At 60.3% G+C, this 26,559-nt stretch carries 26 protein-coding genes and 1 tRNA gene; 5 read left to right on the forward strand and 22 right to left on the reverse strand.

The features are described 5' to 3' along the window. Positions 1-38: 38 nt before the first annotated feature. Both MJQ68_RS02825 and MJQ68_RS02830 read right to left on the reverse strand, forming a co-directional pair. Positions 39-1,361 carry a sugar porter family MFS transporter gene (locus MJQ68_RS02825; RefSeq protein ID WP_238749461.1) on the reverse strand — a complete coding sequence of 441 codons (1,323 nt, stop codon included), beginning with the start codon at positions 1,359-1,361 and terminating at the stop codon, positions 39-41. Between the two features lie 31 nt (positions 1,362-1,392). After that, the gene (locus MJQ68_RS02830; RefSeq protein WP_238749462.1) at positions 1,393-2,046 is read right to left on the reverse strand and encodes an IMPACT family protein; all 654 of its coding nucleotides are present in this window, start codon (positions 2,044-2,046) and stop codon (positions 1,393-1,395) included. Between the two features lie 51 nt (positions 2,047-2,097). Between MJQ68_RS02830 and queE the strand changes: the two genes are divergently transcribed. Together queE and MJQ68_RS02840 are read left to right on the forward strand one after the other, a co-directional pair. Next, the gene (gene queE, locus MJQ68_RS02835) at positions 2,098-2,733 is read left to right on the forward strand and encodes a 7-carboxy-7-deazaguanine synthase (RefSeq protein ID WP_238749463.1); all 636 of its coding nucleotides are present in this window, start codon (positions 2,098-2,100) and stop codon (positions 2,731-2,733) included. Between the two features lie 115 nt (positions 2,734-2,848). Next, positions 2,849-3,058: a hypothetical protein gene (locus tag MJQ68_RS02840; protein ID WP_238749464.1), complete on the forward strand. Its 210-nt coding sequence runs from the start codon at positions 2,849-2,851 to the stop codon at positions 3,056-3,058. A 60-nt stretch (positions 3,059-3,118) separates the two neighbouring features. On the opposite strand, the gene MJQ68_RS02845 is transcribed toward MJQ68_RS02840, so the two are convergent. Beyond that, positions 3,119-4,579, reverse strand: coding sequence for an NAD-dependent succinate-semialdehyde dehydrogenase (locus MJQ68_RS02845; RefSeq protein ID WP_238749465.1), 1,461 nt, complete (start codon positions 4,577-4,579; stop codon positions 3,119-3,121). Positions 4,580-4,743: 164 nt separating this feature from the next. On the opposite strand from MJQ68_RS02845, the gene MJQ68_RS02850 reads away from it, so the two are divergent. Further along, the gene (locus MJQ68_RS02850; protein WP_238749466.1) at positions 4,744-5,631 is read left to right on the forward strand and encodes a TonB family protein; all 888 of its coding nucleotides are present in this window, start codon (positions 4,744-4,746) and stop codon (positions 5,629-5,631) included. On the opposite strand, the gene MJQ68_RS17990 is transcribed toward MJQ68_RS02850, so the two are convergent. The 8 genes from MJQ68_RS17990 to MJQ68_RS02885 form a co-directional block, all read right to left on the reverse strand. Beyond that, entirely contained in the window at positions 5,620-5,889 is a 270-nt protein-coding gene (locus MJQ68_RS17990) for a GIY-YIG nuclease family protein (protein WP_406612639.1), read from the reverse strand. The two genes, MJQ68_RS02850 and MJQ68_RS17990, sit on opposite strands and share 12 nt — an antisense overlap. Positions 5,890-5,946: 57 nt before the next feature. Continuing rightward, positions 5,947-6,020 (reverse strand) — tRNA-Asp (locus tag MJQ68_RS02855). A 269-nt stretch (positions 6,021-6,289) separates the two neighbouring features. Next, complete coding sequence (locus MJQ68_RS02860; protein ID WP_238749467.1) at positions 6,290-6,829, reverse strand: DUF937 domain-containing protein; 540 nt, start codon at positions 6,827-6,829, stop codon at positions 6,290-6,292. A gap of 78 nt (positions 6,830-6,907) precedes the next feature. Beyond that, the gene (locus MJQ68_RS02865; RefSeq protein ID WP_238749468.1) at positions 6,908-7,147 is read right to left on the reverse strand and encodes an anti-sigma factor; all 240 of its coding nucleotides are present in this window, start codon (positions 7,145-7,147) and stop codon (positions 6,908-6,910) included. Positions 7,148-7,239: 92 nt separating this feature from the next. Further along, positions 7,240-7,671, reverse strand: coding sequence for a DUF2147 domain-containing protein (locus MJQ68_RS02870; protein WP_238749469.1), 432 nt, complete (start codon positions 7,669-7,671; stop codon positions 7,240-7,242). A 148-nt stretch (positions 7,672-7,819) separates the two neighbouring features. Next, positions 7,820-9,220, reverse strand: a complete 1,401-nt coding sequence (locus MJQ68_RS02875) for a peptidylprolyl isomerase (RefSeq protein ID WP_238749470.1) — start codon at positions 9,218-9,220, stop codon at positions 7,820-7,822. Continuing rightward, positions 9,217-10,080 carry a hypothetical protein gene (locus tag MJQ68_RS02880; RefSeq protein ID WP_238749471.1) on the reverse strand — a complete coding sequence of 288 codons (864 nt, stop codon included), beginning with the start codon at positions 10,078-10,080 and terminating at the stop codon, positions 9,217-9,219. Before MJQ68_RS02880 ends, MJQ68_RS02875 begins: the two co-directional genes overlap by 4 nt. After that, on the reverse strand, positions 10,077-12,023 hold the full coding sequence (locus MJQ68_RS02885) for a peptidylprolyl isomerase (protein ID WP_238749472.1): 1,947 nt from the start codon (positions 12,021-12,023) through the stop codon (positions 10,077-10,079). The genes MJQ68_RS02880 and MJQ68_RS02885 overlap by 4 nt, the downstream gene beginning before the upstream one ends. Positions 12,024-12,120: 97 nt before the next feature. Here MJQ68_RS02885 and MJQ68_RS02890 point away from each other — a divergent pair, with 97 nt between their 5' ends. Both MJQ68_RS02890 and MJQ68_RS02895 read left to right on the forward strand, forming a co-directional pair. Beyond that, a complete protein-coding gene (locus tag MJQ68_RS02890; RefSeq protein ID WP_238749473.1) occupies positions 12,121-13,584 on the forward strand; it encodes a lipopolysaccharide biosynthesis protein in 1,464 nt (487 codons plus the stop codon). Between the two features lie 9 nt (positions 13,585-13,593). After that, complete coding sequence (locus MJQ68_RS02895; RefSeq protein ID WP_238749474.1) at positions 13,594-14,268, forward strand: SGNH/GDSL hydrolase family protein; 675 nt, start codon at positions 13,594-13,596, stop codon at positions 14,266-14,268. A 440-nt stretch (positions 14,269-14,708) separates the two neighbouring features. On the opposite strand, the gene MJQ68_RS02900 is transcribed toward MJQ68_RS02895, so the two are convergent. The 11 genes from MJQ68_RS02900 to MJQ68_RS02950 all read right to left on the reverse strand — a co-directional run bounded on the left by MJQ68_RS02900 (position 14,709) and on the right by MJQ68_RS02950 (position 26,436). After that, positions 14,709-15,233 carry an ExbD/TolR family protein gene (locus MJQ68_RS02900; RefSeq protein WP_238749475.1) on the reverse strand — a complete coding sequence of 175 codons (525 nt, stop codon included), beginning with the start codon at positions 15,231-15,233 and terminating at the stop codon, positions 14,709-14,711. A 66-nt stretch (positions 15,234-15,299) separates the two neighbouring features. After that, positions 15,300-16,124, reverse strand: a complete 825-nt coding sequence (locus tag MJQ68_RS02905) for an ion transporter (protein WP_238749476.1) — start codon at positions 16,122-16,124, stop codon at positions 15,300-15,302. A 99-nt stretch (positions 16,125-16,223) separates the two neighbouring features. Further along, entirely contained in the window at positions 16,224-18,152 is a 1,929-nt protein-coding gene (locus MJQ68_RS02910; protein ID WP_238749477.1) for a histidine kinase, read from the reverse strand. A 13-nt stretch (positions 18,153-18,165) separates the two neighbouring features. Further along, positions 18,166-18,315, reverse strand: a complete 150-nt coding sequence (locus MJQ68_RS02915; protein ID WP_238749478.1) for a hypothetical protein — start codon at positions 18,313-18,315, stop codon at positions 18,166-18,168. A 107-nt stretch (positions 18,316-18,422) separates the two neighbouring features. After that, positions 18,423-19,187, reverse strand: a complete 765-nt coding sequence (locus MJQ68_RS02920; RefSeq protein ID WP_238749479.1) for a LytR/AlgR family response regulator transcription factor — start codon at positions 19,185-19,187, stop codon at positions 18,423-18,425. A 49-nt stretch (positions 19,188-19,236) separates the two neighbouring features. Beyond that, complete coding sequence (gene lptC / locus MJQ68_RS02925; RefSeq protein ID WP_238749480.1) at positions 19,237-19,752, reverse strand: LPS export ABC transporter periplasmic protein LptC; 516 nt, start codon at positions 19,750-19,752, stop codon at positions 19,237-19,239. Positions 19,753-19,793: 41 nt separating this feature from the next. After that, positions 19,794-19,967, reverse strand: coding sequence for a hypothetical protein (locus MJQ68_RS02930; protein ID WP_238749481.1), 174 nt, complete (start codon positions 19,965-19,967; stop codon positions 19,794-19,796). A gap of 37 nt (positions 19,968-20,004) precedes the next feature. After that, positions 20,005-22,149 (reverse strand): SurA N-terminal domain-containing protein, encoded by a 2,145-nt coding sequence (locus MJQ68_RS02935; RefSeq protein WP_238749482.1) that lies wholly within the window; start codon positions 22,147-22,149, stop codon positions 20,005-20,007. Positions 22,150-22,201: 52 nt separating this feature from the next. Continuing rightward, positions 22,202-22,807: a Maf family protein gene (locus tag MJQ68_RS02940; RefSeq protein WP_238749483.1), complete on the reverse strand. Its 606-nt coding sequence runs from the start codon at positions 22,805-22,807 to the stop codon at positions 22,202-22,204. A 2-nt stretch (positions 22,808-22,809) separates the two neighbouring features. Beyond that, positions 22,810-23,382, reverse strand: a complete 573-nt coding sequence (locus tag MJQ68_RS02945) for a D-sedoheptulose-7-phosphate isomerase (RefSeq protein ID WP_238749484.1) — start codon at positions 23,380-23,382, stop codon at positions 22,810-22,812. Between the two features lie 81 nt (positions 23,383-23,463). Continuing rightward, positions 23,464-26,436, reverse strand: a complete 2,973-nt coding sequence (locus MJQ68_RS02950; protein ID WP_238749485.1) for a PKD domain-containing protein — start codon at positions 26,434-26,436, stop codon at positions 23,464-23,466. Positions 26,437-26,559: the final 123 nt, after the last annotated feature.

A 26,559-nucleotide genomic window follows, 5' to 3' on the forward strand; every position in this document is an offset into this window, starting at 1 on the left:
CTGTTTCAAAGTACTACTTTTCCCCCGCTGCACGACCGTCACCCGTTCAACTGCAAATCCAGCTCCTCCAGGCTCACCCCCTTGGTTTCCGGCATCATGCGCCAGACCCACAGCAGCTGCAGACACATCATGAAGGCAAAAAAGGCAAAGACCGGTGCGGGGCCGATAACTCCGAACAGCAGGGGGACCAGACTAGGAATGGCCGCGGCCAGCACCCAGTGTACCGAGGTGCCGAAGGACTGTCCGCTACCCCGCAGGTGATTCGGGAAGATCTCCGAGATGAATACCCAGATGACCGCCCCCTGCCCGATGGCATGGCTGGCGATGAACAGGAACAGAAAGATCGGCACCGCCACCCCCTGCCAGCCAAACCAGAAGGCCATGGCTACCAGCGAAAGCGACACGATGTAGCCCACCGAGCCGATGTACAGCAGCTGCCGCCGCCCGAACTTGTCGATCATACTGAGGCCGATGATGGTGAACACCAGGTTCACCACCCCCACCCCGATACTGCTCAGCAGGGCACCACTCTGTTCCAGCCCCGCCAACTCGAAGATGCGCGGTGCGTAGTAGAGAAATGCGTTGATGCCGGAAAACTGGTTGAAGAACGCCACCAGGAAGGCCAGCATGAGCGGGAAACGGTATTTCTTGGTGAAGATGGTCTCCCCCGGCGTGGTGCGGGCGTTGTCGGCCTGTATCTGGGCGATCGTTGCCGCGGCGTCCCCCTCCGGATTGATGAGGTTCAGCACCCGCGTGGCTTCCGCGACATCGTTCTTCTGCGTCAGCAGCCAGCGCGGTGAGCGCGGCACGGTGAAGACCATCAGCGTGTAGATGGCCGCCGGAATAGCCTCTACGCCGATCATGTAGCGCCAGGCGTTTTCACCCATGTCGCTCAGCAGGTAGTTAGACAGGAAGGCCACCAGGATACCGAATACGATATTGAACTGGTACAGGCCCACGAGCTTACCGCGATCCCCGGCCGGGGCGATCTCGGATACATAGGCCGGAGCCGCAACGGTGGAAGCCCCCACGCCGAGCCCGCCGATAAAGCGGAGCACGGCGAATAGCCACGGATCATTGGCTAGCGACGAACCGGCCGCGGAAACGAAGTACAGCACCCCGATGAGAATGAGCGTCTGCTTGCGGCCTAGCTTATCCGTAGGAATACCCCCGAACATCGCCCCCAGCACGGTACCCCACAGCGCCGAGGAAATGATGACCACCCCGTGGAAGAGCTCGCCTCGTGGCCAGAGCTCCTGTAGGGCCTGGTCCGCGCCGGAAATAACTACCGTATCAAAACCGAACAGAAAGCCGGCCAGGGCCACGGTGATGGACCAGAAAAGTATTTTACCTGATTGCATAAGCGGCGTAAGTGTGGGCTGAATGTACAGCTTAGTCCCCGGTCGGCGTCACCAAAACGGTCAGTCCCTCTACCTCAAAGTCATCTCCCACCTCCTCTACGTACACCCCCGCAATAGCCGCCTGTAACTCCCGCACGGTCGCTGATGCGGTAGACTCCGGTAGCTCCAGAAGCACCTCGGCCCGCTCACCAAATGCCTGGTCGGCCATCTCCAGTCCCAGCTGACTCAGCGCACTCATCACCGGCGTCATCAGCGCGTAGCCGAAGGCAAGGCGTACCCCAGTAAGTAGTAATTGCTGGGTCACCGTCACTTCTTCCAGCGCCAGTCGGGCGGCCTCCCGGTAAGCGTTGATCAGCCCCGAGGTACCCAATTTGGTGCCCCCGAAGTAGCGGGATACTACGATGAGAATATCACTCAGCCCCGCCTTATCGATCTGCCCCAGGATGGGCTTACCGGCCGTGCCGCTGGGCTCGCCGTCGTCGTTCGCGCGCCAGCGGTCCGGGCCAGGCCCCAGGCGGTACGCATAGCAGTGGTGGTTGCACCTGTTGTGTATGCGGGCCTGCTCGGCTACGGCGTCTAGGGCAGCGGCCTCGTCCTGTACGTGGTAGAGCGCGGCGACAAATTTGCTGCTCCGATCGCGAAACTCCCCGGCAGCGGGGCCGGCCGGTACGGAATACTGGTCCATCCCGCAAGGTAGCGGCAAACCAAGCGCCCCCGAAATTTGTCTACCCCTACTATGCCCCGCAGCTACAAAGTCAAGGAAAGCTTCTACACCCTCCAGGGAGAGGGGGCCCAGGCCGGTCGCGCCGCCGTCTTCCTGCGCTTCACGGGTTGCAACCTGTGGAGTGGCCGCGAGGAGGACCGCCACGCTGCCGTCTGCTCCTTCTGCGACACCGACTTCATCGGTACCGATGGCGTAAACGGAGGGCGCTACACGCAGGTGCAGTGTGTAGACCTGGTGCGAAGCCTCTGGCCCGGCGGCGGACGGCCCTACGTAGTCTGCACCGGTGGTGAGCCCCTACTGCAACTGGATGTACCCCTCATCACTGCACTCCAGTCCGCCGGCTTTGAGGTGGCTGTCGAAACCAACGGCACCCTGCCCGTGCCCCCCGAGATCAACTGGGTCTGTGTGAGTCCCAAAGCCACGGCCCCCTTAGCGGTATCCGGCGGCGACGAGCTCAAATTAGTGTACCCCCAACCCGAGCCCACCGCTCAGCCCAGCGCCTTCGAGCACCTGGCGTTCACCCACTTTTTCCTGCAACCCAAGGACGAAGCCGGACGCGACAATACGCCCGCCACCGTAGCCTACTGCATGGCACACCCCCGGTGGCGGGTCAGTCTCCAGACGCACAAGATCATGGGGATAGAATAAGCGTTCTCCTTATTTAGTCTGTTTATAAACAACTGTTTATAAGTGAATTAGCCAAACATATGTTGGTCTATGTGGCTTATGTAAGTATATCTGTCACTATTAAAAAGATTATACCATGGAAGCCACCTGCAAGAACTGTAACCACTGGGAGCACGAAGCCCCCGCCGTCCAGAACCGCGACAACTTCGGCGAATGCGAAGTACTCAGCGAAAGCGGCATGAAGTACGTACTCCCCGTGCTCCAGAATCAGTCGGCCAGCACCGGCATGGAGTTTCTGACCGAAGCCAGCTTCGGCTGCAACCACTTTGCGCCCGGACGTAACTAAAAACCAAGCCCTTATCTACTGCGGATGCCACGTTTCCCAATTGGGAGGCGTGGCATTCGCTTATCCCCTCAGACCGCCCCAACAGAGGTACTTGACCACCAGGTAATCCTCGAGTCCGTATTTCGAGCCCTCCCGCCCAAAGCCGCTTTCCTTCACCCCACCAAAGGGAGCCAGCGCCGTAGAGATCATACCCGTATTGATGCCCACCATGCCGTATTCCAGCGCTTCGGCGACCCGCCAGATGCGGGCGTGGTCCTGTCCGTAGAAGTAGGCGGCCAGTCCGTACGGTGTATCGTTACTCAGTTCGATCACTTCCTCCTCCGTCTCGAAGCGGAATACGGGAGCCACCGGGCCGAATACTTCTTCTTGGGCGATGTCCATGGAAGCGTCCGCATTCAGGAGTAGGGTAGGGGTGTAGCATCGGGCACCGGCTTCGTGCCGGCTGCCCCCAATGGCTACCTCCGCCCCCTTGGCTACCGCATCCGCTACCATGCGTTCCACTTTTTCAATAGCTGCGTCATTGATCAGTGGGCCTACGTCGGTTCCTTTCTCCGTACCCACCCCTACCTGTAGGGCAGCCACGGCCTCTCCCAGAGCCGCTACGAAGCGATCGTAGATGCCGGACTGTACGTACACACGGTTCACGCATACGCAGGTCTGCCCGCCATTGCGGTACTTGGAAGCCATTGCACCGGCGACCGCGCCCTGTAGGTCCGCGTCGTCGAATACAATGAAGGGGGCGTTGCCACCGAGCTCCAGGGAGAGCTTCTTGAGGGTGCCCGCGCTCTGTGCCATGAGCTTTTTGCCCGTGGCGGTGCTGCCGGTGAAGCTGAGCTTGCGGACGCGCCGGTCACCAGTCAGCACTTCGCCTACCTCGGCCGGCTGATTACTGGGCACCACGTTCACTACGCCCGCCGGGAAGCCTGCTTCCTCCGCCAATTGCGCCAGGGCCAGGGCGCAGAGTGGCGTATCCTCGGCGGGCTTGATGATGACCGTGCAGCCTACGGCAAGGGCCGGGGCCACCTTGCGGGTGATCATGGCGATGGGGAAGTTCCAGGGGGTGATGGCCGCTACGACGCCCACTGGCTGCTTGAGGGTCAGGATGCGGGTGTCACTGCGGTGGCTCGGAATCACGTCCCCGTAGGCCCGCTTCCCTTCCTCGGCAAACCACTCGATGAAGGAGGCCCCGTAGGCCACCTCCCCACGACTCTCGGCCAGGGGTTTGCCCTGCTCCCGGGTCATGAGTACGGCCAGGTCCTCCTGATGTTGTAGGATGAGCTCATACCACTTGCGCAGTACCGAAGAGCGTTCACCGGCGGTACGCTTGCTCCAGGCGGGAAAGGCATTATGTGCCGCGTCAACGGTGTGCTCGGTATCTGCGGCCCCCAGATCGGCTACTTCTGCCAGTAGTTCGTCGTTGAATGGGTCGGTGACCCGGAAGGTCGCGCCGTCACTGGCGGTGGTCCACTGGCCATCGATGTAGGCCTGCTGGCGAAATAGGGCGGGGTACTGTAGGTGCATAAGTTAGAGGTTGCGGGGACGCGGGTGCAGAGTGATTTACCGTGGGGCTGATGAATGAACGCAGAACGGAAAGGAGTAGTCGAACCGCCAAAACCGCTCCGTAGTACATCTACCCGGTATCACCGTGTAGCCGGCTCACACTTCACGCTGCTAATTCTTTTATCATGTCTGTATTTACCTTCAGCGGCACCGCGGTGCTGCTGGGTCTGGGTGGGCTATGCCTGCTCCTGACCCTCTACGTACTATTCCTACGCCGCTATATGCAAGGGGCTACACCTTCAGCGACAGACGGCCGTACGAAACTGGCGGGCACCGATCCGCTACGGTTTGGTCCGACTACCCACCGAATATCGCTGTGCGCCGCCCTGCTCGCCTCGCTCCTTACCCTCAACTGGACGCAGTGGGATGCTCCACCCGCCGTCTACTCCGGCGTGATCGAGGTGGATGAAACGATTGATCTGATTCCGCCGCGCACCTTCGATCCGCCGCAGCCCCCGCCCCCGCCACCCCCGCCGCCTACCATCGAGGCGGTACCGGATGAAGTAGCTCCGACTGTCGACTTGATTGACCAGGGCATTACTATGAATGAGCCGGTATTCGCAACCGTACCGACGCATACGGCTTCCAGAGCAGCGCCCCCTCCGCCACCAATTGCACCCCCACCGCCATCGCACGATGAGGACACCATTGAGATATTCGTAGAACGCATGCCAGTCTTCGGTGAAGCGTGCAAGGCGTTGAGTGGAGAGGCACGTAAGCAGTGCTCGGATCGGGCGCTCTTACGTTTCGTACAGGGCGGCATCACCTATCCCCCGCTTGCTCGAAATAACGGTATGGAGGGCGTAGTGGTCGTGCAGTTTGTCGTAGAGAAAGACGGCACGGTCTCTAGCCTCAAACCAATCCGCGAAGTAGGGGGTGGCTGTACCCAGGCTGCGCTCCAAGCCATCGAACGTATCAATACCGAAGGACTCACCTTCACCCCCGGTATCCAGGCGGGGCACCCGGTGCGGGTGGCATTCAATCTGCCGGTGAAGTTTCAGCTAGCCAACTGAAGTACCCGGACCGTTCATGATCAGCCAGTCGAGGTAATTCTTGTTCTTCGTCTTTTTCAAATGAAGCTCTCTACTTCGGGCCAAAGTATCTGAGTCAAAGGATTCGTAGTAGCGTAGGGTCCATGGTCCCTTACCGCGCGTCCAACTGCCTTCATTCGCCTGGTGCGTACGGATACGTTCTGCCAAGTTTTGGGTATAGCCAATATAGAACTTACCTGCCTCAGACTTTAGGATGTAGATGTATGCTGCGGAATCCATATGGAGTGCACAATAGGAACCACAAAGGGCCCGCTTCCGAAGAAGCGAGCCCTTATGCGGTCTGGACGGGACTCGAACCCGCGACCTCCGCCGTGACAGGGCGGCATTCTAACCAACTGAACTACCAAACCAGAAGACATTCAGTATTTCACTGATTTTGAGCTTCCTTATCTAAATCGAGGTTACTCGAACCCGTCCCGATTAAATCGGGACCGTGACAGGGCGGCATTCTAACCAACTGAACTACCAAACCTGGTCGCAACTAGCAGCTAGCTGCCTGATTGCGAGTGCAAATATACTATCGCTAAAAGTTACGGTGCAAGCTTAGTAGAGATTATTTCTAGTTCTTCTGCATGATACGCCAAGGCGGTGCTAGCAGGCCCGGTCAGGGCACGAGTGTTTACTTAAGAAAGCCGCCCAGCGCGCCACCTAGTCCACCACCGGAACCTCCATCCGAGTCGCTCTTGCCGCCGCCCAGCAGATCGCCCGCTTTGCCGAGTAGACCGCCGGCATCCAGGCCGAGTACGGATAGCAGACTACCCTTATCGATCTCCTGGGTGTCTCCGGCTTCCTGTGCGCGTCCGGCCAGTTTGCTCATAATGAAGGGTAGGGCGTAGGAACTGACCGTCTGCGCCATGCTAGCCGGTATACCGAGCTTGCCGGTCAGCTTACTGATGAAGTTGCCCGCGATGCTCTGGTATACTGCGTTCTGGAGAAGTCCTCCGGCAGCCCCGCCACCGGTGCTGCTGCCAGCGGCGCCTTTGACCATGTCGAGAATGCTACCGATGTTACCACTGGACACGGCACTAGTGAGGCCTTCCGTGATGGATTCCTTGGCCAGGGGGACGGACTGCTCGGCCTGAGCGGGCTGCAAGCCGGTCTTTTGCGTGAGGGTAGCGACGAGTTGGCCCTTGGCGGCGTCGATGAGTGAATCTAGCATGCTGATGGTTTTGTAGAAGGTGGGTAAACGAAAGAAGCACCGCCGGGAGGGGCGGTGCTTCTTGGTAAGGTAAGGGTATTAGCAGCAAAGCTGCGGCGTGGGCTCGCCCCGTGCATACCGCAGGATCGCGTCGACAATGCGGCGGGGGGGGCTGAACTTGATGCGGGGCAGTGCTGCCTGAGCTTCGACCATACGGGCCAATTCAGTGATCAGCGCGGGGTCGGCGGCAAGAGCCGCTTCGGTGGCGTCGATCTGACCTGCATCGGCTTCGCCGTAGACGTATGCGACTAAGTCGTTGTGAGTAAATGATTGCTTCATGAGGAATAGACTTGTGTGTAAAATCAGAGTGTCAAGGAAAAGACCATGCCTGCGGGCCGTTCGTGGCCCCGGACAGGCAATAATGTAAGACTTTATTCGCGGACCCACCGCTGCGTGCGGTATAGGCCGGTCCAGTGCTTGCCGCGGACGTAGAGTACGTCGGGCTCGTCGGGTTCGAACCAGACGACGAGTTTGTACGAGGCGCCCTTTTGGGGGTCGAAGATGGTGCCGCCGGCCCAGACCATGTCTTCATCGTCCGGCTCCAGGCCATCGATGATCTGCATGCCTAGAATAGGGGCACCCTTAAGCTTGCCGTCGCATTCGGTACAGACTGCCGTGGTATTACCAGTCAGGATCTCGGCGATCCGACCGTCGAAGGTGCGCCCCTTGACGTAGATCTCGATGATGCTTTTAGCTTCACCGGTATCTTCATCCAGGGTTTTCCACCGGCCGGCGGGTGAATCCGTCTGGGCGGATACCGTAAGACTGACGCAGCAGCAGAGTATGAGTAGAAGTTTCGTCATTGGTTATAAAAGATTAACGGGCCATGGGGTGCCCATGGTGTTGTGTTAAGGGCTTATTTTCTATATACAGAAGGAAATACTGCCAGCTGGCTACGCAGCGTGAATAATCTACCGCAGCGAACTGCCACCCCCTTAGGGGCCGAAGGCGCTATTTACCGGTGATGATCCTGCCGCTATCGCCACCCACCGTGATCTTGCGGCTATCCTCCAGCCATATCTTGATCTGGGGGCAGGCCTGGTAGCGGGGATCCACCTCTACGAAGGTGGAGCCCACGCGGCGCTCGATCCAGTCACTGAGGTATTCCTGCTGCTTGGCGTTCTTGGTGGCGTCCTGGATCTTGGCGTAGTCCTGGCTAAGGGTGGCGCGGTGCGGGGAGGTCCGGGAGCGAAGCTGTACGATTCGCAACAGCGGATCACCCGTGGGACCGCGAAACTCCATCACCTCGCTCAGGGAGTCGATCTCTAGCTCGTCGATGGCGAAGTACACGTCGGGGTCCAGATCACCGATCTCGAAGAAGGTGTTGCCGCTGGCGGGATTACTCATGCGCCCGTCGTTATTGTAGCTCTGCACCTTGTCATACCCAAAGCGCTTGACTGCGTAGCTGAAGGTGAAGGTATCCACCTTGATCAGCGTGGCAATGCTGTCGAGGTAGCGGCGCGACTTTTCAAGATCGCTCTCCGTGATCTCCGGCTGCAGCAGAATATGACTGACCCGGATGGAGTTGCCCCGACGGCCATCCAGCCGGATGAGGTGGTAACCGAACTCTGTTTCTACAACCTGGCTGATCTCTCCGGGATCCAGATTATAGGCTGCCGCTTCAAACTCAGCGACGAACTTACCCCGCTTGGTCCAGCCCAGGTCACCACCCCCACGGGCACTGCCGTCGGAGCTGTTCTGTCGGGCGGCATCCTCGAAGGTGATGCTGTCGACCATGATCTGCTGCCGCAGGGCGGTGAGTTGGTCGATCACGGCCTGCTTGGTGGAGTCGTTGGCCTGTGGCTTGATGACCAGTTCACCTACTTCCACCTCGGAGTTGAAGTACGGCAGGCTGTCGTACGGGATCTGTGCGAAGAAGGCCTTCACTTCAGCGGGGGTCACCTTGACTTCCTGCACTACGCTACCCCGCATCCGGTCTACGGCGAGTTGCTCGCGCAGGTCTTCACGAAATTGCTCCTTGGTGGCAGTGATGCTCTGGCCGTAGTAGTCTTCGAACTGATTGACGTCACCCCCCATATAGCTGAGGATGCGGTCGATCCGGGCGTTGAGCTGCTGCTCTACCTCACCGTCATTGACCTCGATACTGTCTAGCTTAGATTGGTTGAAGAGCAGCTTGCCCACCAGACTCTGGTCCAGGATGGCGCAGCGGATCTCGGGGGGCAGGGTGTCGTTGGTCTGTGATTGCTCCAGGGCATAGCGCTCCTCGAGTTCGGAGAGTAGGATGTACTCACTGCCTACACGGGCGATAACCTCATCGATCACGGCACGCTGCTGGGCGTACGCACCGCAGCTCAGTAGTAATAGACAGGTTAGGGAAATCAGCTTGCTCATAGTTCCCAATTGTCGGGGCTAAAAAATGTAATATTATTCCGGCGGGCCTCCCGCTCGAAGATCTCTTCCCGCGTACGTTCCAGCACCTCCCGCTTGCGGGTGTGGAGGATGGCGCGGCGGGCCTGCTCTTCTACGTAGCTCAGTGGCGCAATTTCCTTACGCGGCTTGAGCTCGAAGAGTCGGAAGTAGTAACGGTGCGTCCCGTCCTGCTGGCTGAACTCCCGTTTGGAGTTCACATTGTCAGGAGTCAGCGTACCCTCGGGTAGTTGCTGGGCTACTTCATCCAGGCCGTACCAGGCCGAGTCGTTCAGCAGCGCCACCTCGGCGTAACTACGGGTGTAGTCGGCCAGGGCGGCGGTATCCTGGGGTTTACCGTTGTTCCACAGCTCCTGCAGCCGCGACTCCTCCGGGGTGGGGTAGGGGACCCGTACGAACAGACAACGCACGATGGGCTTCTCCAGTTGGTACTGCTCCTTGGTCGCTTCGTAGTAGGCTTCCAGTTCTTGCTGACTGATGGTACTGTCGAGTTTGGCACTCACCAGTTGTTCTTCGTAGCTGCTACGCACCAGACTGGCCCGGTAGTCGCGCACCAGGCGATCGAGGTTGAGGTCACTCGGCGCATTTTGCTCGCTTTCCCAGAGCAGGACGGCATCGCGCGCCCAGCGGTTGGCAAACGCCTCGATGATGACGGTACTATCCGCCCGGCTCGCCTGTGGGGGGAACATGCCCTCCATCTCCGACAAGTGTAGTTCTCGCTGGTGCACGCGGGCCAGCACCGGATCGTCCGTAGTGGCCTCCGGTACTTCGGTACACGCGCAAAGGAACAGGCTGGCCGTTGCCAGCCCCAGGGCTAGCTTCAAGATGCGATCAGTTTGTTCAGTACGTTCTTATTCACCTTCACTTCGTAGGTTTTCCTCAGAGCGTCTACCCACTCCCGCTCAAGTTGGTCCTGGTAGTCAGCGATGACATAGCCGCGGGCCTCCTGCAGTTCCTTGGGGCGGGCGGGCTCTACGGCAGCGACCCGGTATACCCTGACCGTACCACTGGGGTCTTGCTCCGGATCGGTCTGGCTACCCACCTCCATGCTGAGGTCTTCGGGCAGGCGGTCCGCCTCGTAACGCTCTTCCTCTACGGCTACGTCCTGCCGGCCGAAGTATTCCATGATCTCTTCCGGCGTGCGGCCGTCGGCGTAGGCCAGTACGTCCGCTACCTGCAGCGAATCGCTGACGCGTATGCGGAACGACTGCACCCGGGCGCGGGGGGCAAACTGATACTGCTCGCGGTGGGCGGCGAAGAATTCTTCCAATCCGGTGCTGTCGGTTCCGGCCTTGTCCCACACTTCCAGTTTAGTCGCTTCGAAGAGCAGAATGCCCTCCCGGTACTCGCGCATCAGGGCCCGGAAGTCGGGAAACTTGACCTCCAGTTGCTGCTCGGCGTACCGCTGTACCTCTTGTTCTACCCAGGCATCGAAGAGGACCCGTACGGCTTCCGGCAGGGCCTGGCTGCGCTGCAGCGTGGCCCGTCGCCGCCCGTTGCGGGTGAGGTAGTCGTTGAAGTCGCTTACCGTCAGGGTATTATCACCGATCCGCAGCAGGGGTAGGTCGGTGTCCGTAGCGAACGTCTTGCGCACATCGAAGAAGCTCGAGTCCAGCGTGGCGGTATAGGTGGCGAGATTCTGGTCCATAAGGTCGGTGCCGTACTGTCGGCGGAGCCGTTGCAGCAGCGCGCGTTGGGCGGCGGCGAAGCGGCTGTCTTGCCGTACGGTGGCCTCTAAAAGAGGGCGCTGCTCCTCCAGGGGTTGTACGCCACGGCGCGAGACGCGCTTGAGGATGTGGAAGCCCACGGGGCTCTCGATCACCTCGCTTACCTGCCCGTCCTCCGTCAGGGCGAAGGCAGCCTGCTCGAAGTCCTTGTTGTAGCGGTTAATGCCGAAAAAGCCGATGTAACCGCCCTGGTTCCTAGTTTTGTCGTCTTCGCTGTACGTAGCAGCTACTTCCTCGAAGGGGGTACCCGCCTCGAGTGCGGCGGCGGCCTGCATCGCCCGCTCGCGCGCTGGCTCGGTATCCGCACCTGCGTCCTCGCCCTTCCGGATCAGGATGTGGGCGATCTCGACCTGCCCGTAGGCCGGCCGACTAGCGTGGCGCACGAACAGGTGGTAGCCCGCCGCGGTGCGTACCGGACCGTACACCTTACCGGGCTGCGCCGCCCAGAGAGCTTCCTCCAGTCTGTGCATACCATTGGGCAGCGGGGCGCTTACGTAGCCGATGCGGCCGCCGCGATCCTTGGAGTAGGTATCTTCACTAAGTTGTCCGGCCTGTTGGGCAAAATTGTCTGCCGTGAGCTGCTGCCTGACCTGCTGGGCCCGCTCGAATACGGCCAGCGTGTCGGCGGGCCGGTCACTGGGCACGTTGAACAGGATGTGGCTGAAGTCGACATCCTGTTGCTTGCGGATGTAGAGCTGTTCGACCAGGGGGTCGGTCACTTCGCGGTCGAGCAGGTAGTTGTCGGCCAGTTGCTTGCGGTAGCCCTCCAGCTCGTTCTGTAGGGCTACTACGGTATCCAGACCCATGTCGTGGGCGCGGGCCACTTTGAGTTTGAAGCGCTCGTAGAGGTCGAGGTACTCCATGACACTCTCGCGGCTGAAGGTGGCGTCCTCGCCGTTGGTCTTGGTGTAGATGTAGCGAAACTCCCCTACAGTGACGGGTTTTCCCGCTACGGTGAAGAGGACCTCACTGTCGTCCTGAGCGGACAGCGGGAGGGTAAAAAGCAGGGTCACAGCGAGCCCGAAAATGCACTTAATCATACCTTGGTGTTATGCAACGCGTAGTAGAAAACGGTGCCCCATAGGGCGCAAAAGTAACCATTTTGTCCGGCTCCTTATTGTAGCCCTACCTTGCGGCGTGTCCCTGAAGAAACTCTCCGGTGAAACCCTGATCTACGGCCTGTCGAGCATCCTGGGCCGCCTGCTCACGTTCGCCCTGGTCACCCCCTTCATTACCCGCGTGATGACTGACGGCGAGGTCGGCGAGGTCGGTAACCTTATGTTCTGGACCGCGCTGCTCATCGCCCTACTGGTCTTCCGTATGGATACGGCCGTGTTCCGCTTTGCCAGCCGGGGCGATTACGCTCCGCAGCTGGTCTTCCGGCGGGCCCAGCGGCTGGTCTGGGCGCTGGTGGGATTGCTCATCGTACCGCTGTTCCTGGCGTCGGCACAGATCGCCGAGCTGCTGGAGGCCCCCGCCGCTACTACCTACGTGCGTTTGGTGCTACTCACCGTAGCCTTCGACGCGCTCAGCGCCGTACCGCTGGCCCGCCTCCGGCTGCAGCAGCGCGCCTGGTTCTTCGTCAGCGTCAACCTGATCAATGTAGCGGTCAACATCGCACTGATCTACCTGCTGCTGTACGTGCTGCCGGTATACCTCGGTGCACGCTTCGAGCCCACCTTTCGCGTAGGCTACTACCTGATCGCCATCACCCTGGCGGCCGGCGTCCGCTATGCACTGCTGCTGATCGACGGACTGCGCCAGCCCACGTCACAGCTCACTACTGCACTGAGCGCGCCCACCTTCGGGCGCCTGCTGCGGTACAGCCTTCCGCTGACGGTCGTCTCCGTAGCCGGTATCGCCAATGCCCTGGTGGGGCCCAGTGTATTGCTACAGTACGACGATACGGCAGCGGGCTACTTCACTGCCGCCCTGCGCATGGCAGTGTTTCTTAACCTATTCGTCACGGCCTATCAGTATGCCGCCGAGCCCTTTTTCTTCCGTCAGTCGAGTAGCGACCTGGTGACGGCAGACCGCCGGATCTACGCCGATGCCATGCGGGCGTACGGACTGGTCGGTACGCTGGCCTGCGCGGGTATTCTGCTGGCCCTGCCCTGGTTGCAGTTTTTTATCGGCCCTGACGTGCGGCCGGGACTGGTGGTCCTGCCCATCCTTCTGGCCGCCAATTTTCTGTTCGGCATCTATTCCAACCTCAGTATTGCCTACAAGCTTACGGATCAGACCTTCCTGGGCGGTGGTATTGCACTGGTAGGTTCCGTCTTTGCGGTAGGCGGTCCGCTCCTGTTTACCGCGCAGTATGGCATGTATGCTCCGGCAGTGGGTATGCTGACCTGTTTTCTCGTCATGTGCCTGCTGGCGTACCTGGTGTCGCGTCGGCACTTTCCCGTCGACTACCCCTTCGGGCGGCTGCTGGGGTATGCGCTGCTGGCTGCCGGGGCCGTCTGGGCGGGTGATGTATCGGAGGCGCTGTGGTACCGGGCGCTACTTATCTTGACCCTGCTGCTTACCTTGTTGCTCGTTGAGCGCCGTTGGCTTCTCCGCACGTTCCGGGGGGGCGGGGCCGCAGGTGCGCTACCTTAACTTCTCCGCATGCCCAGTCGATTATCCTGCTTTCTCGTACTGATCAGCTTTCTACTGATGACCTGTACCACACCACTGCAGAAGCGCAACATCCTGGTCATCGGCGACAGTAACGGGGCAGCCCGGGAGGGCTGGGTGGTGCAGCTACAGGATATCCGCGGCGGTGGGCCCCTGGTCAATACTTCGCTCAGTGGCAATACCCTGGGCTTCACCGACGACGGCAACATGCAGCGCAATACCCTGGAAAACCTCACCCCCTACCTGCGGCAGGGCTACGCCGAAATGGGTGGAGTGGACGAAATCCTCATCGCGCTGGGTACCAATGACTGCAAGCAGAAATTCAGTGACCGCCACGAGCAGATCATCGTGCAGCTCGATACGCTGCTATCGCGGACCAGCGCCTTTTTTAGTGACCGGGGCCAGGACATGCCGCGCATCGTGCTACTCACCCCACCCCCCGCCGGTGCGGATGCGGTAGTCAGTGAAGAGTTCCAGGGGGTGAAGGCGTGCACCGCGGCCTACAGCGACGCCCTACGCACCCTAGCCGCCCAGCGCGGCTACTGCCTCGTCGATTTGCAGCAGCAACCCGGTGACGAGGTACTGAGCTACTCCAGCGACGGCATCCACTTCGATGTCCGCGGCTACCGCATGCTGGCGCAGGAAGTGGTCACTCGCTGCTACTGACCAGGTCGAGGCGTTGCACGCCGAGTGTACGCTACTCCCCAGCATGCACTCGGCGTACAACGCCTCGACCTTCCCGGTGCCTACCGATCTTGGTGTATACTAAGGTCGAGTGGCCTCTGGTCCGAGTATACCCATCTTTTACCCGCTGGAGACTCGGACCGGAGGCCCTTGACCCTTCATTTTACAACAGGTCGAAGCGTTGCACGCCGAGTGTGCGCTACCCCCCAGCATGCATTCGGCGTACAACGCCTCGACCTTCCCGGTGCCTACCGATCTTGGTGTATACTAAGGTCGAGTGGCCTCTGGTCCGAGTATACCCATCTTCCACCCGCTGGAGACTCGGACCGGAGGCCCTCGACCCTTCATTTTACAACAGGTCGAGGCGTTGCACGCCGAGTGTACGCCACCATCCGCACGCACTCGGCGTGCAACGCCTCGACCTAGTCGGCCTTGAGCGCGTCAATGGGTTCCGCCTCACTGAGCGTCATGGGTAGCTCCGCGCGGATGCTTTTTTGCTGCAGCTCCGTCAGCATTGCGTACCGCTTGCCGTACTGCCGGTTGGCTGACTCGTCCCACAGCATATGGTAGCCGGCCAGCAAAGCGTCGTACACCTCCAGGTAGCGGGCATAGCTACTGCTGCGGTCGTGGACCAGACTTATAACGGCTTGTTTGGGGGTTCGTTGCGGGGATAAAACGAAGTCGTACACCGCCTGCGGCAGATCGACAGACCGGGCAGCGACCTCTTCTACCAACAGTTCATCGTTGGCATTCAGCATAACGGTAAACACCTCGGAGGAGGGGGTGATCGGAGCATCGATTTCCCAGGCAGGTAGCCGCACCAATACGCCCTGCTCTTCGGCAATGGTGGTAGTGACCAGGAAGAAGATCAGGAGCAGAAAGGCGATATCGGCCATGGAGCCGGCATGCACGGCGGGGGTGTCCCGGCGCGTTGAGCGAGTAAGCAATGGAGTGTGGATTGGTTACCCGACAGATGCCGCAACGGGTGGTTCTGGTGGGTGCCGGACGTGGGGCTATACTTCGTTTAGCCGTCCTCCACAGTACTTGCAGAACTCCGCGTCGGAGGCGTGTCCTTCCTTAGAGCAGTAGCGGCAGACCTGGGTGGATACCCGTGACCCTTTTGGGTCGGTGTTTATCATCTCATTGGTCACGATGCCGGTGGGTACGGCGATGATGGCGTAACCCAGGATCATCACCATGGCGGAGAGAAACTGTCCAATCTGGGTCTGTGGCGTGATATCACCGTAACCTACCGTTGTAATGGTGACGATAGCCCAGTATACGGCCCGGGGGATGGAGCTGAAGCCATCATTCGTTCCGCCTTCGATCAGGTACATCACCGATCCGATGATGATGACCAGGATCGAAACGGCAAAAAGGAAGACGGCGATCTTATTGCGGCTGGCAATGATGGCACGCCCCAGCTGATCCCCCTCGCTGAGGTACTGCCCCAGCTTGAATATCCTGAACACCCGCATCAGACGCAGAATGCGGATGATGAGGAAGTACTGGCTATTGGGTACCAGCAGACTCAAGTACGACGGCAGGATCGCCAGAATATCTACAATACCGTAAAAGCTGAGGGCATAGCTCCACGGTCGGATCGTCACCCACAGCCGCAGCACGTACTCGATGGTAAAGATGATGGTTAGTATCCACTCGATGTAAAAGAAAGCCGTGCCGTATATCTCGTTATAATCTTCGGACGACTCCAGCATCACCACCAGGATCGAAAAGCAGATCAGTACCAGTAGACTTATGTCGAATATCTTTCCCTCCGGGGTATCAGCCTCGAAGATAATTTCGTGTACGCGGTCGCGAAGGGATCGGTCGGCCATGAATAGTAGCTCCTCGACCGGCTATGTATCCCCTGAAGGAGGGCTACACTGGTGGCGAGTGAATGAAGGATAAAGGTAATCCAAGGTAGGGATAAGCCGTCACCGCCGTTGGTACTGCCGCAGGGGTACGTCACTGATCGGTATACGCACCTGCACCCGCGTGCCCGCCGCCTCCTGATTCGGGTGGTAGAGGTCGGTAGTGGTGACCCACTGCGTTTGGTCGTCGGAGAGGAGCTGGAGTCGGCTCTCGGTAATCTCGGTGCCGCGCGACTGGTGGTGCCGCCGGCTGGCATCCAGGGCCTGGATCTCGGCGACCCGGCTGCGGCCGATGCCGTTGTCGGTCACGGTGGCCAGCAGGTGCTCCTCGCCGTCCGGGCTGAAGGTGACTTCGATGTGGCCCCGCGCCTGTCCGCGTAGGCCATGTTCGATGGCGTTCTCGACGTAGGGCTGTAGGATCATGGTGGGTACTCCGATGATATCCTCTTCCAGATTGGGGTGCACGACGATGCGGTAAGTGAGCTGCCCGTCGAAGCGGAGGTGGCGATTGATCTCCAGGTAGTCGGTGAGGAACTGCCGCTCTTCCTCCAGGCTGATGGCCTCGTAATTGCTGTACTCCAGGCTGCGCCGCATGAGCATGGCAAACTTGGCCAGGTACTTGCTGGCCGTTGCCGCATCGTTGTCGGAGATACTGGCCTGGATGCCATTGAGGGCATTGAAGAGGAAGTGGGGATTCATCTGTGCGCGCAGCGCCCGGAGTTGCAGCTGGCTGGCGCGCAGTTTTAGCTGACGGTTCTCCTGTTCCCGCTCCTCGGCGCGGAACTGGGCGGCAAATTGCTGCTGCCGCATTAGGTCGATCTGGGTATGGTAGCGCTGGTTGTAGTGGTCGTACGTGCGGTGGTGAGCGTAGGCTGCACGGAAGTCATCCGTGTGTTCGCAGGCTACGGAGAGGTAGAGGTATGCATCGGCCGTCAGGCTCAGTAGTTGGGGGTCACTGGTGCGATCGTCCACCGGTACCTGTGCGAGGATGAGCTGGAGCTGCTCGATGGCCTCCGCCCAGCGGCCGCTATCCAGCAGTAGGGTGGCGCGCATGGAGCCCACGATGGCGAGTTGTACCCGGTCGGGTACCTGCTCACTGCGGTAGAGGGCCTCGGCCTCGGCCAGGTAGTGGGTGGCCTGCGCCGCTTCGTCCAGGTGATGATAGCAGTAGCCCATATTGGCGTAGGTCGCGGCAAGCGCCTGAGTGGAGCCGTGCGCGGCGCTTTCTACCACGGCCTGGAAGTAGGTTAGCGCGTGCTGATACTCGCCACTGGCCAGTAGTTCCTTACCCAGGTTGAGCTGATGCCAGGGTAGGCGCGCGCGCAGACCGATCTGCTCGCAGCGCTCGATCGCGCGCTGGAATGCCACGATCGCGCCCTGCCGTTCGCCACTGCTCTGACAGACGGCGCCCAGCCCAGCCTGGGTGAGGGCATAGAAGTAATGGTCCTTAGGGGTAAGGGTAAAGGTGCCCCCTTCGAGGAGGGTCTCGGCTTCCAGAAATTTACGGGTGGCCTTGGGGTAGCCGAAGTAGAGCAGGTACAGGTAGCCGTGGCGACTCGCCGCGCGGGCCCGGTACTGATCGCTGGGGTAAGACTCCAGGAGCCGGTAGCAAGTATCGAGGTAGTCACTGGCCGCTTCGATCTTACCCAGGTTGGCCAGGTGGCCGATGTAATCCAGGTAGATCTCTAGTTTATCGCCGATATCGTCGCGGCGCTCGGCAATGGCGATGGCGGCGGCAAAGGGGGCGGCGGCAGCCTGGTGGTGGTACTCCTGACTTTCCAGACTGGCCAGGTAGCGGGCGTAGTTGAAGGCATAGTCCTCGCCGGTGCGATCCTGAAGCGACTGCAGCTCGGTGCCCAGTACGGTGAGGTGCTCCTGGTATTCATCCAGCAGGGTGCGTGCCCGGACGGGATCGGTATAGACACAGCGATGCAGGAGATCATTGATGACCTCGATACGGGTGAAGGCCGCCGGAGTAGGGGGGGCGGGCACCGTGGGGGAGAGCTTACTGTGGCATGATGCCACCGCAGACGCGACGGAACCAGTAGCCACGTCGCTTACCGCCGGTGACCTGATCCATAGTGTCACGATCTAGCGGCTGGACGTTCTGGTCCTGCTTGAGCTCTTCAATAGTTTTCTTCCCGGTCTTGGCCATGGGAGGTGAGTAGATTTATTTGGTGTTCAGTAGTATCGAAGTGCTAATACGGTAACCGCGCAATGCGTTCACCTGCTTGCTAAAGATATAGTATATGTAGCTAACGGTTAAGAAAGCTCCTGTAGCGCCCGTAAACGAATTAAAAATGCGGGCCTTCGCCGGCGGCTCACGTCGATGCGCTTGTTATCCTCCATGATCAGGTAGCCCCCTTCTCCCTTTACGAAGCGTTTCATGTAATTCATATTGATCACGTGCCGCTTGTGCACCCGGTAGAAGTTGTAGGCCGCCAGCATATCCTCGTAAAATTTGATGGTGCGCGAGGTGGTGATCCGCCGGCCACCCTTCAGGTGGATGTGGGTGTAGTTGTCCTCGGCCTCGAAGCGCACGATGTCGCTGATGTTCTCGAAGTGGAAGCCGTCGACGGCACCGATCGGTAGCTTAGTGAACGAGTTCGGGTTGCCCTGAAACTGGCGCATGGCGGCGATACGCTCGTCCGTCTGCGCACGCTGGCGGGGTTTCACACGGCTTACTGCCTCGATCAGGCGGTCCGGGTCGATGGGCTTGAGGATGTAGGCTATCCCCGAGTAGTCGAAGGCCTTCATGGCAAACTGGTCGTAGGCGGTGACGAAGATCACGTCGAACTCGATGGGCCGGATCTGATCCAGTAGCCGGAATACCTTTCCGTCGCTGAGGTTGATGTCCATGAAGGCTACATCGACCCGTAGGTTGGGCTGACTGAATAGCTCTACGCCGGTGCGGACTCCGTCCGCGGTGCCGATCACTTCCACTTCGGGGCAGTGCAGCTGCAGCATATTCTTTAGGTTGACGAGCCCCTTGCGTTCGTCCTCGATAATTACGGCGTTCAGTAGCATGTAGCGGAGTAGTATATGTTCCCTAGCCAAAACTACGAAACCAGCTACTTTATTCCGCCGGGCGGCTCACGGGGATGCGGCCGTCCACCTGCAGGACCCGCGCATTGCTGAAGCCGGCATCACTCTCCAGACCGTAGCCCGTGATGATGTAGTCCGGCTGCGTAAGCACGACGAACTTATTGGTGTAGATAAGCTCCCGCTGTTCGTCCCAGTTCAGCTCCTCGGTTTCCAGGCGTTGCAGGTCGGCTGACTCCCAGACCACGCTGTCACGGACCGTGATCAGGTTGTTCCGCCTGCGGTAGATGCCCTGGTGAGCTACCAGTGTACTGCTGGTATCTTGCTGCTCGTCGAGAAAGTAGGCAATGATGCCATCGGGAAACTCCTGCCGGGGGTCGGCCGGCGAAAGGTAGTTGTACATCGTCGGGGCCTCCAGGATAAGGCGGATACGCGCCGAATCGCTGTACAGGATCTGCACATCGCGGGCCACCTCTACCTGATCGTCGAGTTGCTCTTCCAGGCGGGCCACATCAGCCGGGTCGTTGATGCAGGCCGTGAGGGCCAGCAACAGCGTCAGTAATACAGGACCACTCCCGCCAAACCACCGCACTATAGCCAGCTGGCGCAGGTCGAAAGAAGTGCGCCGTACAGTTCGGGGTCTTCGGGCACGAAGGCCTGGTTGGCCTTGTAAATGTAGATGCACAGGAAGACGAAGAGTAGAAAGGCGATGAAGCCCCCCATGAGTACGTATCCCTTGTTTCCCGCGTGCTTTATTTCTGACATCTTACTTCGTTTTGCCGGGTCGCCCCGTCCATTGATCTTAACGCCGGTTGCTACATTCGGTTGCCGCGCGCTGGTCCTCTACTTCCACCTCGGCACGCAGGCCGTTGAGGAGCTGTTGCTGTACCCGGGTGCGGCTGTTGAGGTTCATGGCCACGCGGGCACTGGGCAGGTTGCCACTGGCGCCACCCGGTGCATCCGAGAGGGGCTTGACGAGGTAGACCCCGTTATTACCTACGATGGGTCCGCTCACCTGATTCGTGGTCCCGCTTGCCGCAGCTGCGATCACCTTCGGCTCGGCGCCGATACCCTGGGGCAGGCTGTTCTGGGTGAATGTAACGGCGGATAAGGTGTCGATCCGCGCGTCGTACTGGCTAGCAGCCTGCGCCAGGTCCATACCCTCCAGGGCTTCGGCCAGTTTACGACCCTTCAGCCGGTCGCGTACGGGGCCTTCGATACTGCTGCGTAGGGCGGCTACGGGGGCCTGGCCTACGGGTAGTATGTTCTCTACACCGACTACGACGTACTTGTCCTCGTAGAAGAAATTAGGATCGGTGAAGGTGTAGACGAAGCCACTGACGTCTCCCTGATCGGCCCCGAAGGCCCAGCAGACCATGTCGCGGACGTCCTGTCCATTTCCGAGGTTCTCGATGTAGTAGGTACCGATATTGAGGGGAGCGGTGATTTCCACGTCGTACCCCTCGGTCTCGGCGGCGGCCTTTAGTTCGGCCAGGTTATTCTTGCCGGTCAGGAACTCTTCGGCGCGGACGCGGGCGGCATCCTCGGTGTCGTTACTGGGGATCATCTGTTCGGTGACGTAGGCTATGCTCACCCGGGGGGTCGTGCTGTTGCTACGGCGTACGACCTCGATGAGCTGTACACCCGCCGGGGTGCGGAGTTTGTACAACCGACCGGTCTGCCCGGTGACGAAGGCCAGGCGATCCACGGCGGGGTCCAGCTGGCCGGGCTCGATGTTTTCGAGTAGTCCGTTGGTGGCGATACTGCGGGAGTCACGGTTGAACTCGCCGGCTAGCTCGCTGAACTTGCCGGGCTCGGCTTCGAGGACGGTCTGCAGACTGTCGATGAGCCGCTCGGCCTCGGTGAACTGGGTCGGGATGGTGGCATTGCGGACGATGCGGCGAATGGTGACGCTGTCGGACAGCTCCCGCCGGTCGATCAGTTTGGCCAGTGCCATCAGCTGACCTTCCACGAAGGGGCCGTAGATCTCACCTACCGCTACGTCGTTCATGATCGTACTGGCGATCGAGGGAGCGATCTGCTCCTCGGTCACGTAGGTGCCGCTGTAGGAGCCGTCGTTGGTTATTGCGAACAGACTGTCTTCCCGGGCGGGGATCTGCTGCCAGCGCTGTGCAATGTCCTGCATGACCGAGCGTACGGCCGCACTGTCTTCCGGGGTGGCCTCCACAGCAAAGCTTACGTAGGCCAGTTGGCGGGTTTCTTCCAGGTTATCGTAGCGGCTGCGGTACTCGTCTACGTATTCCTGCAGATCTGCATCGGTGACCTCTACTTCGTCATTATCCAGCTCATCGAAGGGGATGCGGACCACGGCTGCGCGGCGGGTGGCGGTCTGGGCGTCAGCGTATTCCTGCGCCATCCAGCTGGGGGCGTACATGGCTTTAGAGACCAGCGCGCTGAGTTTTTCCTGGAGTCGCTGCGTACGCACCTGACGGTTCTGGTAGGTCCAGATGTTGGCGAAGTTGGGATAGCGCTGCTCTAGCTCGGAGATATCGCCGGCGTCGATCTGCTCGCGCACTTGATTGAGAAAGGTTGGATCTACCTGACCGGTCTGCCGGTTGCCGTAGGTCTGGCGGATGATGGGGCTGTAGCGGGGGCCGTAGGTCAGTCCGTCCAGCTCGCTGCGGGGAACGGCCAGGCCCAGCCGGTCGGTCTCGTTACGAATGAGTCCCTCGCTGAGGTAGAAGTTCCAGAGATTGTCGCGGCTCTGGTAGGCATCGTTGCTGGTACCGGCTACCTGCAGGGTGCGCTCGAATTCATTGCGCTCGATCTCAACCTCCCCGACGCGGGCCAGCATGGCTTCGGCCGGCCCCACGGGGCCGCTGTTGCCGCTGTTCATGATGTCCGAAAGGACAAACAGCAGGATACCACCTCCGATGAAGAGGAGTACCAGCAGGGGGTTGTTGCGAATCTTACCGATCAGTGCCATACGTCGAACGTCTAATTTTTACCCGCCCATAGGGCTTGGGGGCGCGAAGATACTACGATTTACCGACAACTGACTGCCCGGCAACGGTCACTAGCCGCTCGTACACCAGATCGACCGGCAGGCCCATCACGGTGGGATAGGTACCCTCGATCCGCGCGATCTTGGCCAGGCCGATCCATTCCTGGATGGCGTAGGCCCCCGCTTTGTCGTAGGGTCGGTAGGTGTCCACGTACCATTCGATCTCCGCCGGTTCGATCCTATTCATTTGTACCTGCGCTACGCCGCAAAAAACCTCTTCGTGGGTGAATGACTTCAGGCAGCAGCCGGTGATGACGGTATGCGTACGCCCGGATAATCGACCGATGGTAGCGATGGCGTGGGCCCGGTCGCGGGGCTTGCCGAAAATCTCGTCGTCTACAATGACCACGCTGTCGGCGGTGAGGAGCACCTCGTGGTCAGACTGTAGCAAGTGGGCCGCACCGCGGGCCTTAAGGCGGGCCAGGTAGGGGGCTACCTCGGCTACCGGGGTATCCGGGGGGTACACCTCCTCGGTCTCGGCGGTACGGATGGTGAAGGGGATACCGGCCTGCTCCAGGAGCTGGCTCCGGCGGGGCGACTTGCTGGCAAGAATCAGGGAAAGGGTAGGGGGGATGCGCATGATCAGGGGGTGCCGAACAGCCGCTGCTCCACGTCCTCGCAGAGGATGTGACCGAGGAGCATGTGCCCCTCCTGGATGCGCGGCGTGTCGCTGCTGGGAATGTTGATGAGGATATCGACCAGGTGGCCGAGCTCCCCGCCACTGGCTCCGGTCATGGCTACGAGGGTACAGCCGGCCTTCTTGCCGGCCACGGCAGCCGCCAGGATATTGCGGCTGTTGCCACTGGTGCTGAGTAAGAAAAGCACGTCACCCGGGCGCGCCATGCCGGTCGTGAGCCGGCTAAAGGCGTGGTCGTAGCCGTAGTCGTTGGCCACGGCCGTGAGGAAGCTGGTATTGACGTGCATTGCTTCGGCGAAGAGCGGTGGGCGGTCCAGGTAGAAGCGGCCGCTGAGCTCGGCGGCCAGGTGCTGGGCATCGGCGGCCGATCCACCGTTACCGCAGAAGAGGGCCTTGCCGCCGGCCCGGAACGTGGTCACGCAGGCCGCCGTAGCCTGTTCCAGCCGGCTGAGCAGCGCGGTGTCGGCCAGGATGGCGTGTTTGACGGCAATAGCGGCCCGGATACGGTCGTGCGGCATAGGAGTAAAATGACCGTTGGGGCCGGCACGGGTTCAGTGCGGCCCCAACGGAAGGGTAAAACTACGAACTTAGGCGGTGGACTACTGCTTGACGAAAGTCTGCGTATCCCGTTGATCGCCCTGTAGAATAGTCAGCTGATACAGACCGGCCGGCAGGCTCGCTACGCCGATGCGCTGCTGCAGCTGCGCGCCCTTCTTCCGGTAACTCAGGGTGCGGATGCGCCGACCGGTCGCGTCGGTCAGGATAAGCTGCACTCGTCCCTGGTACGTGCTGTTCAGGGCCACGGTGACACCGCTGGTCGCGGGGTTCGGGTAGAGGCTGATCGTGCCGTCGACCGGCTCGTCCGCGGTCTCCGCTGTAGTAGTGGTAAAGCCTAACATACCCATCTCACGGGAAGTCGTCGTGCCGCCGCCGCAGTTCGTGGCCACCCTGCCGAATCCGCTGGGCTGCTCACTGGAGGGGGAGAGGTACAGTTTATCGATCGGGGTGCCGGACTCGCGGTTGGCGATGGTGATGGTGTGGCTACCGGCGCTGAGCTCGAAGGAGCGGTCCTGTCCGTCGTGGTTGACCTTGCGCCATTCGTAGCCGGTGGTGAGCAGTTCGCGGCCACCGACTTCCTGCCAGAACTTCATCCAGCTTCCGTCGTCCACCTTCACCCAGAGGGAGTTGTGGCCCCGGTCGAAGGCGTTCAGACGGAGGAACAGGTGGTACACCGCGTTTTGCTCCAGCACTACCGGGAAGCTCAACTGCTGGTCAGTAGCTCCACTAGCGGGGACCGTCATGTTGCGCTCGCCGCCGTAGGCGATAGCAGTGCTTCCGGAGGCGGTGCTGCTGGTCTGCATCTCCCAGTCGCCGCTGGCGGTAGCACATTCGGCTTCCATCCATACATCGGCCGGTGTGCCGCAGTTGGTGGCGAACTCACCCATATCACGGGGCACGCTGCCGTTCTTGACCGGCGTGAGGAATAGCTTATCCAGTCGTGCTCCGTCTTCCCGGTAGGCGAAATCTACGGTATTGCTACCCGCCTGCAGGTGCAGTTCGCCGGGCATAGCGTTCCACCGGAAGCCGCTGCCCTGTTCGATGCCGCTGCTCCACTTGAACCAGTCGCCGCCGTTGAGACGCACGTAGTAGGAGTCGTCGAGGTTAGACGGTGCATCGATCCGGGCGAATACCCGGTATTGGTTTGCCGTGGGGGAGGAGACTACGAAGCGTACCCGGTTAGCGTCGAGGTCGGCCGGCGGTGCGCTGTAGGAGTTACCCCGTTCTACGACCACGTACTTGCCGTTGGCAGCCTGGGAGGAGCTCATGGTAGTCCAGTTGCTGCCCACGGCGGCACATTCCGCTTCGAGCCAGTATTCGGGACCGTTCTCCGCGGTCGGGGGTGGTGCGTCCACCTGGATCGAGATGACGTCCGTATCCGAGGCGCCCTTGTCGTCGCTGACGGTAAGCGTGACGGCGTAGGTACCTGCGGGGAGACTGCGCTGGGCCACGATGCCCTCGGCCGAGCCACCGTTCCATGCCCAGCGGTAGGAGTAGATGTTATCGTCTGCATCCGTCGATCCGCTGGCATCTAGGGTGACGGTCAGTGGTGCTATGCCCTGGTAGCTGCTGGCGGCGGCTACGGCCACGGGGGCTTCGTTGAGCTGGCAGCCTTCGGCGGTCTCGCCCATACCGGTGGGTAGGTCGTTGTGTACGCTGAGGAGCAATTTATCCAGCCGGGTGTCCGGCTCCCGGTAGGCGATGTCTACCGTGTTGTTTCCCTGTTGCAGCTCCACCCGGGTGGGGTGAGCGACCCACTGGAAGCCCGCATTGAGCTTAAAGCCATTGTTCCATTTCACCCACGCGCCACCATTCACCCGTAGCCAGTACGAGTCGTGTTGGTTGGTGAATGCGGCAACGCGCGCCATCAGTTGGTAGCTCGCGGCACGCTCGGTGAAGGCGCTAAAGCGCACGTAATTGGCGGGCGCGTCCGCAGGTGCGGCGTCCATACTGCTCAATGAAGACATCACGTAACGGCCTGCTGCGGCGGACGTACTCTCTACAACGGTCCAGTTCGTTCCTACGGCGGCACATTCGGCTTCAAGCCAGAAGTTTTCTACCAGCTGTAACTCTTCGACCTGCAGCATTACGCGATCGGTAGACTTGGCACCCTCGTTGTCCATGACGGTGAGGATGACTTCGTGCTGCCCCGCCGGGAGTTGTAGTTGTGGATTGGGGCCGGTAGCGCTACCCCCCGCCCAGCTCCAGCGGTAGGATACCACCTCGCCGTCACTGTCGGTGGAGCCATCGGCCAGTAGTTCGATCTGCTCATTGGTCGTGGCTACGGCCTGGGTAAGGGTAATGAGTGCCTTTGGGATGTGGTTGTTCTCCTCTACGCAGTTGTTGTGATGGGCGCGTACCTCTACAATGGACCGACGGGGGCAGCTGCTGCCATCCAGGGTGACGGTGGTGAGCTGGTACAGGCCGGGCGTATTGACGACCGGTTCGGCTTCGGTGGAGGTGAAGCCATTGGGTCCCGTCCAGCGGTAGGATCCCGTGGAGGTATGGCCCCGTAGCGTGGCGGTGCCCGTAGTGCAATCCAGGATGCGGCCCAGGCGGTCGGTATTGGCATCCAGGTTACAGACGTAGCGGTTATGGTCTACCAGTAGATAGAACGAAGATTGACTACTTACTTCCTGCGTAGTAGTGGCCGTTACGGTCAGGTGGTATAGCTGGCCTACCGCGGTGGTCGGTGGGGTCACGGCGAGGGTACCGGTGAGGGGGTCGATCTTCATCCAGCTGGGTAGCGGGCTGCCATCGCTGCGGCGGGCCGAGTAGCTCAGTAGGCTAGTGGTCGTAAAGGCCCCATTAAGTACGAGTTGGTGGGCCTGGTCGGCGGTCACCGTTTGCGGGGCGATTCGTCTGGCTGTGGGGGCTACTGCTGCGGCCGTCGGGTCATCACCGGTAGCGAGTAGCGTGGAGCTGCCGGTGAATAAGAAAAGGCATACGATAAGGTAGATTAGCGGGCACGCCGGGTAGGGCCGGGCGTGGCCGGTTGAGCATATAAATGCCATGTGGGTGTAAGGTTACTTTATGAGAGAGAACGGTAAGACGAACACAAAACAAGCCGACACATAAGGTGTCTGGCTGCTAGAGTAACGGGACTTTGACAATTCTTAGTGAGTCGCTAATAATAA

The organism is Neolewinella maritima (assembly GCF_923081025.1).
In the GTDB taxonomy this organism is placed as follows: domain Bacteria; phylum Bacteroidota; class Bacteroidia; order Chitinophagales; family Saprospiraceae; genus Neolewinella; species Neolewinella maritima.

Coding starts and splice junctions, on each gene's coding strand:
- MJQ68_RS02825 (WP_238749461.1), bottom strand. CDS start 1,361: ATGCAATCAGGTAAAATACTTTTCTGGTCCATCACCGTGGCCCTGGCC.
- MJQ68_RS02830 (WP_238749462.1), bottom strand. CDS start 2,046: ATGGACCAGTATTCCGTACCGGCCGGCCCCGCTGCCGGGGAGTTTCGC.
- queE (WP_238749463.1), top strand. CDS start 2,098: ATGCCCCGCAGCTACAAAGTCAAGGAAAGCTTCTACACCCTCCAGGGA.
- MJQ68_RS02840 (WP_238749464.1), top strand. CDS start 2,849: ATGGAAGCCACCTGCAAGAACTGTAACCACTGGGAGCACGAAGCCCCC.
- MJQ68_RS02845 (WP_238749465.1), bottom strand. CDS start 4,579: ATGCACCTACAGTACCCCGCCCTATTTCGCCAGCAGGCCTACATCGAT.
- MJQ68_RS02850 (WP_238749466.1), top strand. CDS start 4,744: ATGTCTGTATTTACCTTCAGCGGCACCGCGGTGCTGCTGGGTCTGGGT.
- MJQ68_RS17990 (WP_406612639.1), bottom strand. CDS start 5,889: ATGGATTCCGCAGCATACATCTACATCCTAAAGTCTGAGGCAGGTAAG.
- MJQ68_RS02860 (WP_238749467.1), bottom strand. CDS start 6,829: ATGCTAGATTCACTCATCGACGCCGCCAAGGGCCAACTCGTCGCTACC.
- MJQ68_RS02865 (WP_238749468.1), bottom strand. CDS start 7,147: ATGAAGCAATCATTTACTCACAACGACTTAGTCGCATACGTCTACGGC.
- MJQ68_RS02870 (WP_238749469.1), bottom strand. CDS start 7,671: ATGACGAAACTTCTACTCATACTCTGCTGCTGCGTCAGTCTTACGGTA.
- MJQ68_RS02875 (WP_238749470.1), bottom strand. CDS start 9,220: ATGAGCAAGCTGATTTCCCTAACCTGTCTATTACTACTGAGCTGCGGT.
- MJQ68_RS02885 (WP_238749472.1), bottom strand. CDS start 12,023: ATGATTAAGTGCATTTTCGGGCTCGCTGTGACCCTGCTTTTTACCCTC.
- MJQ68_RS02895 (WP_238749474.1), top strand. CDS start 13,594: ATGCCCAGTCGATTATCCTGCTTTCTCGTACTGATCAGCTTTCTACTG.
- MJQ68_RS02905 (WP_238749476.1), bottom strand. CDS start 16,124: ATGGCCGACCGATCCCTTCGCGACCGCGTACACGAAATTATCTTCGAG.
- MJQ68_RS02915 (WP_238749478.1), bottom strand. CDS start 18,315: ATGGCCAAGACCGGGAAGAAAACTATTGAAGAGCTCAAGCAGGACCAG.
- MJQ68_RS02920 (WP_238749479.1), bottom strand. CDS start 19,187: ATGCTACTGAACGCCGTAATTATCGAGGACGAACGCAAGGGGCTCGTC.
- MJQ68_RS02930 (WP_238749481.1), bottom strand. CDS start 19,967: ATGTCAGAAATAAAGCACGCGGGAAACAAGGGATACGTACTCATGGGG.
- MJQ68_RS02935 (WP_238749482.1), bottom strand. CDS start 22,149: ATGGCACTGATCGGTAAGATTCGCAACAACCCCCTGCTGGTACTCCTC.
- MJQ68_RS02940 (WP_238749483.1), bottom strand. CDS start 22,807: ATGCGCATCCCCCCTACCCTTTCCCTGATTCTTGCCAGCAAGTCGCCC.
- MJQ68_RS02945 (WP_238749484.1), bottom strand. CDS start 23,382: ATGCCGCACGACCGTATCCGGGCCGCTATTGCCGTCAAACACGCCATC.
- MJQ68_RS02950 (WP_238749485.1), bottom strand. CDS start 26,436: ATGGCATTTATATGCTCAACCGGCCACGCCCGGCCCTACCCGGCGTGC.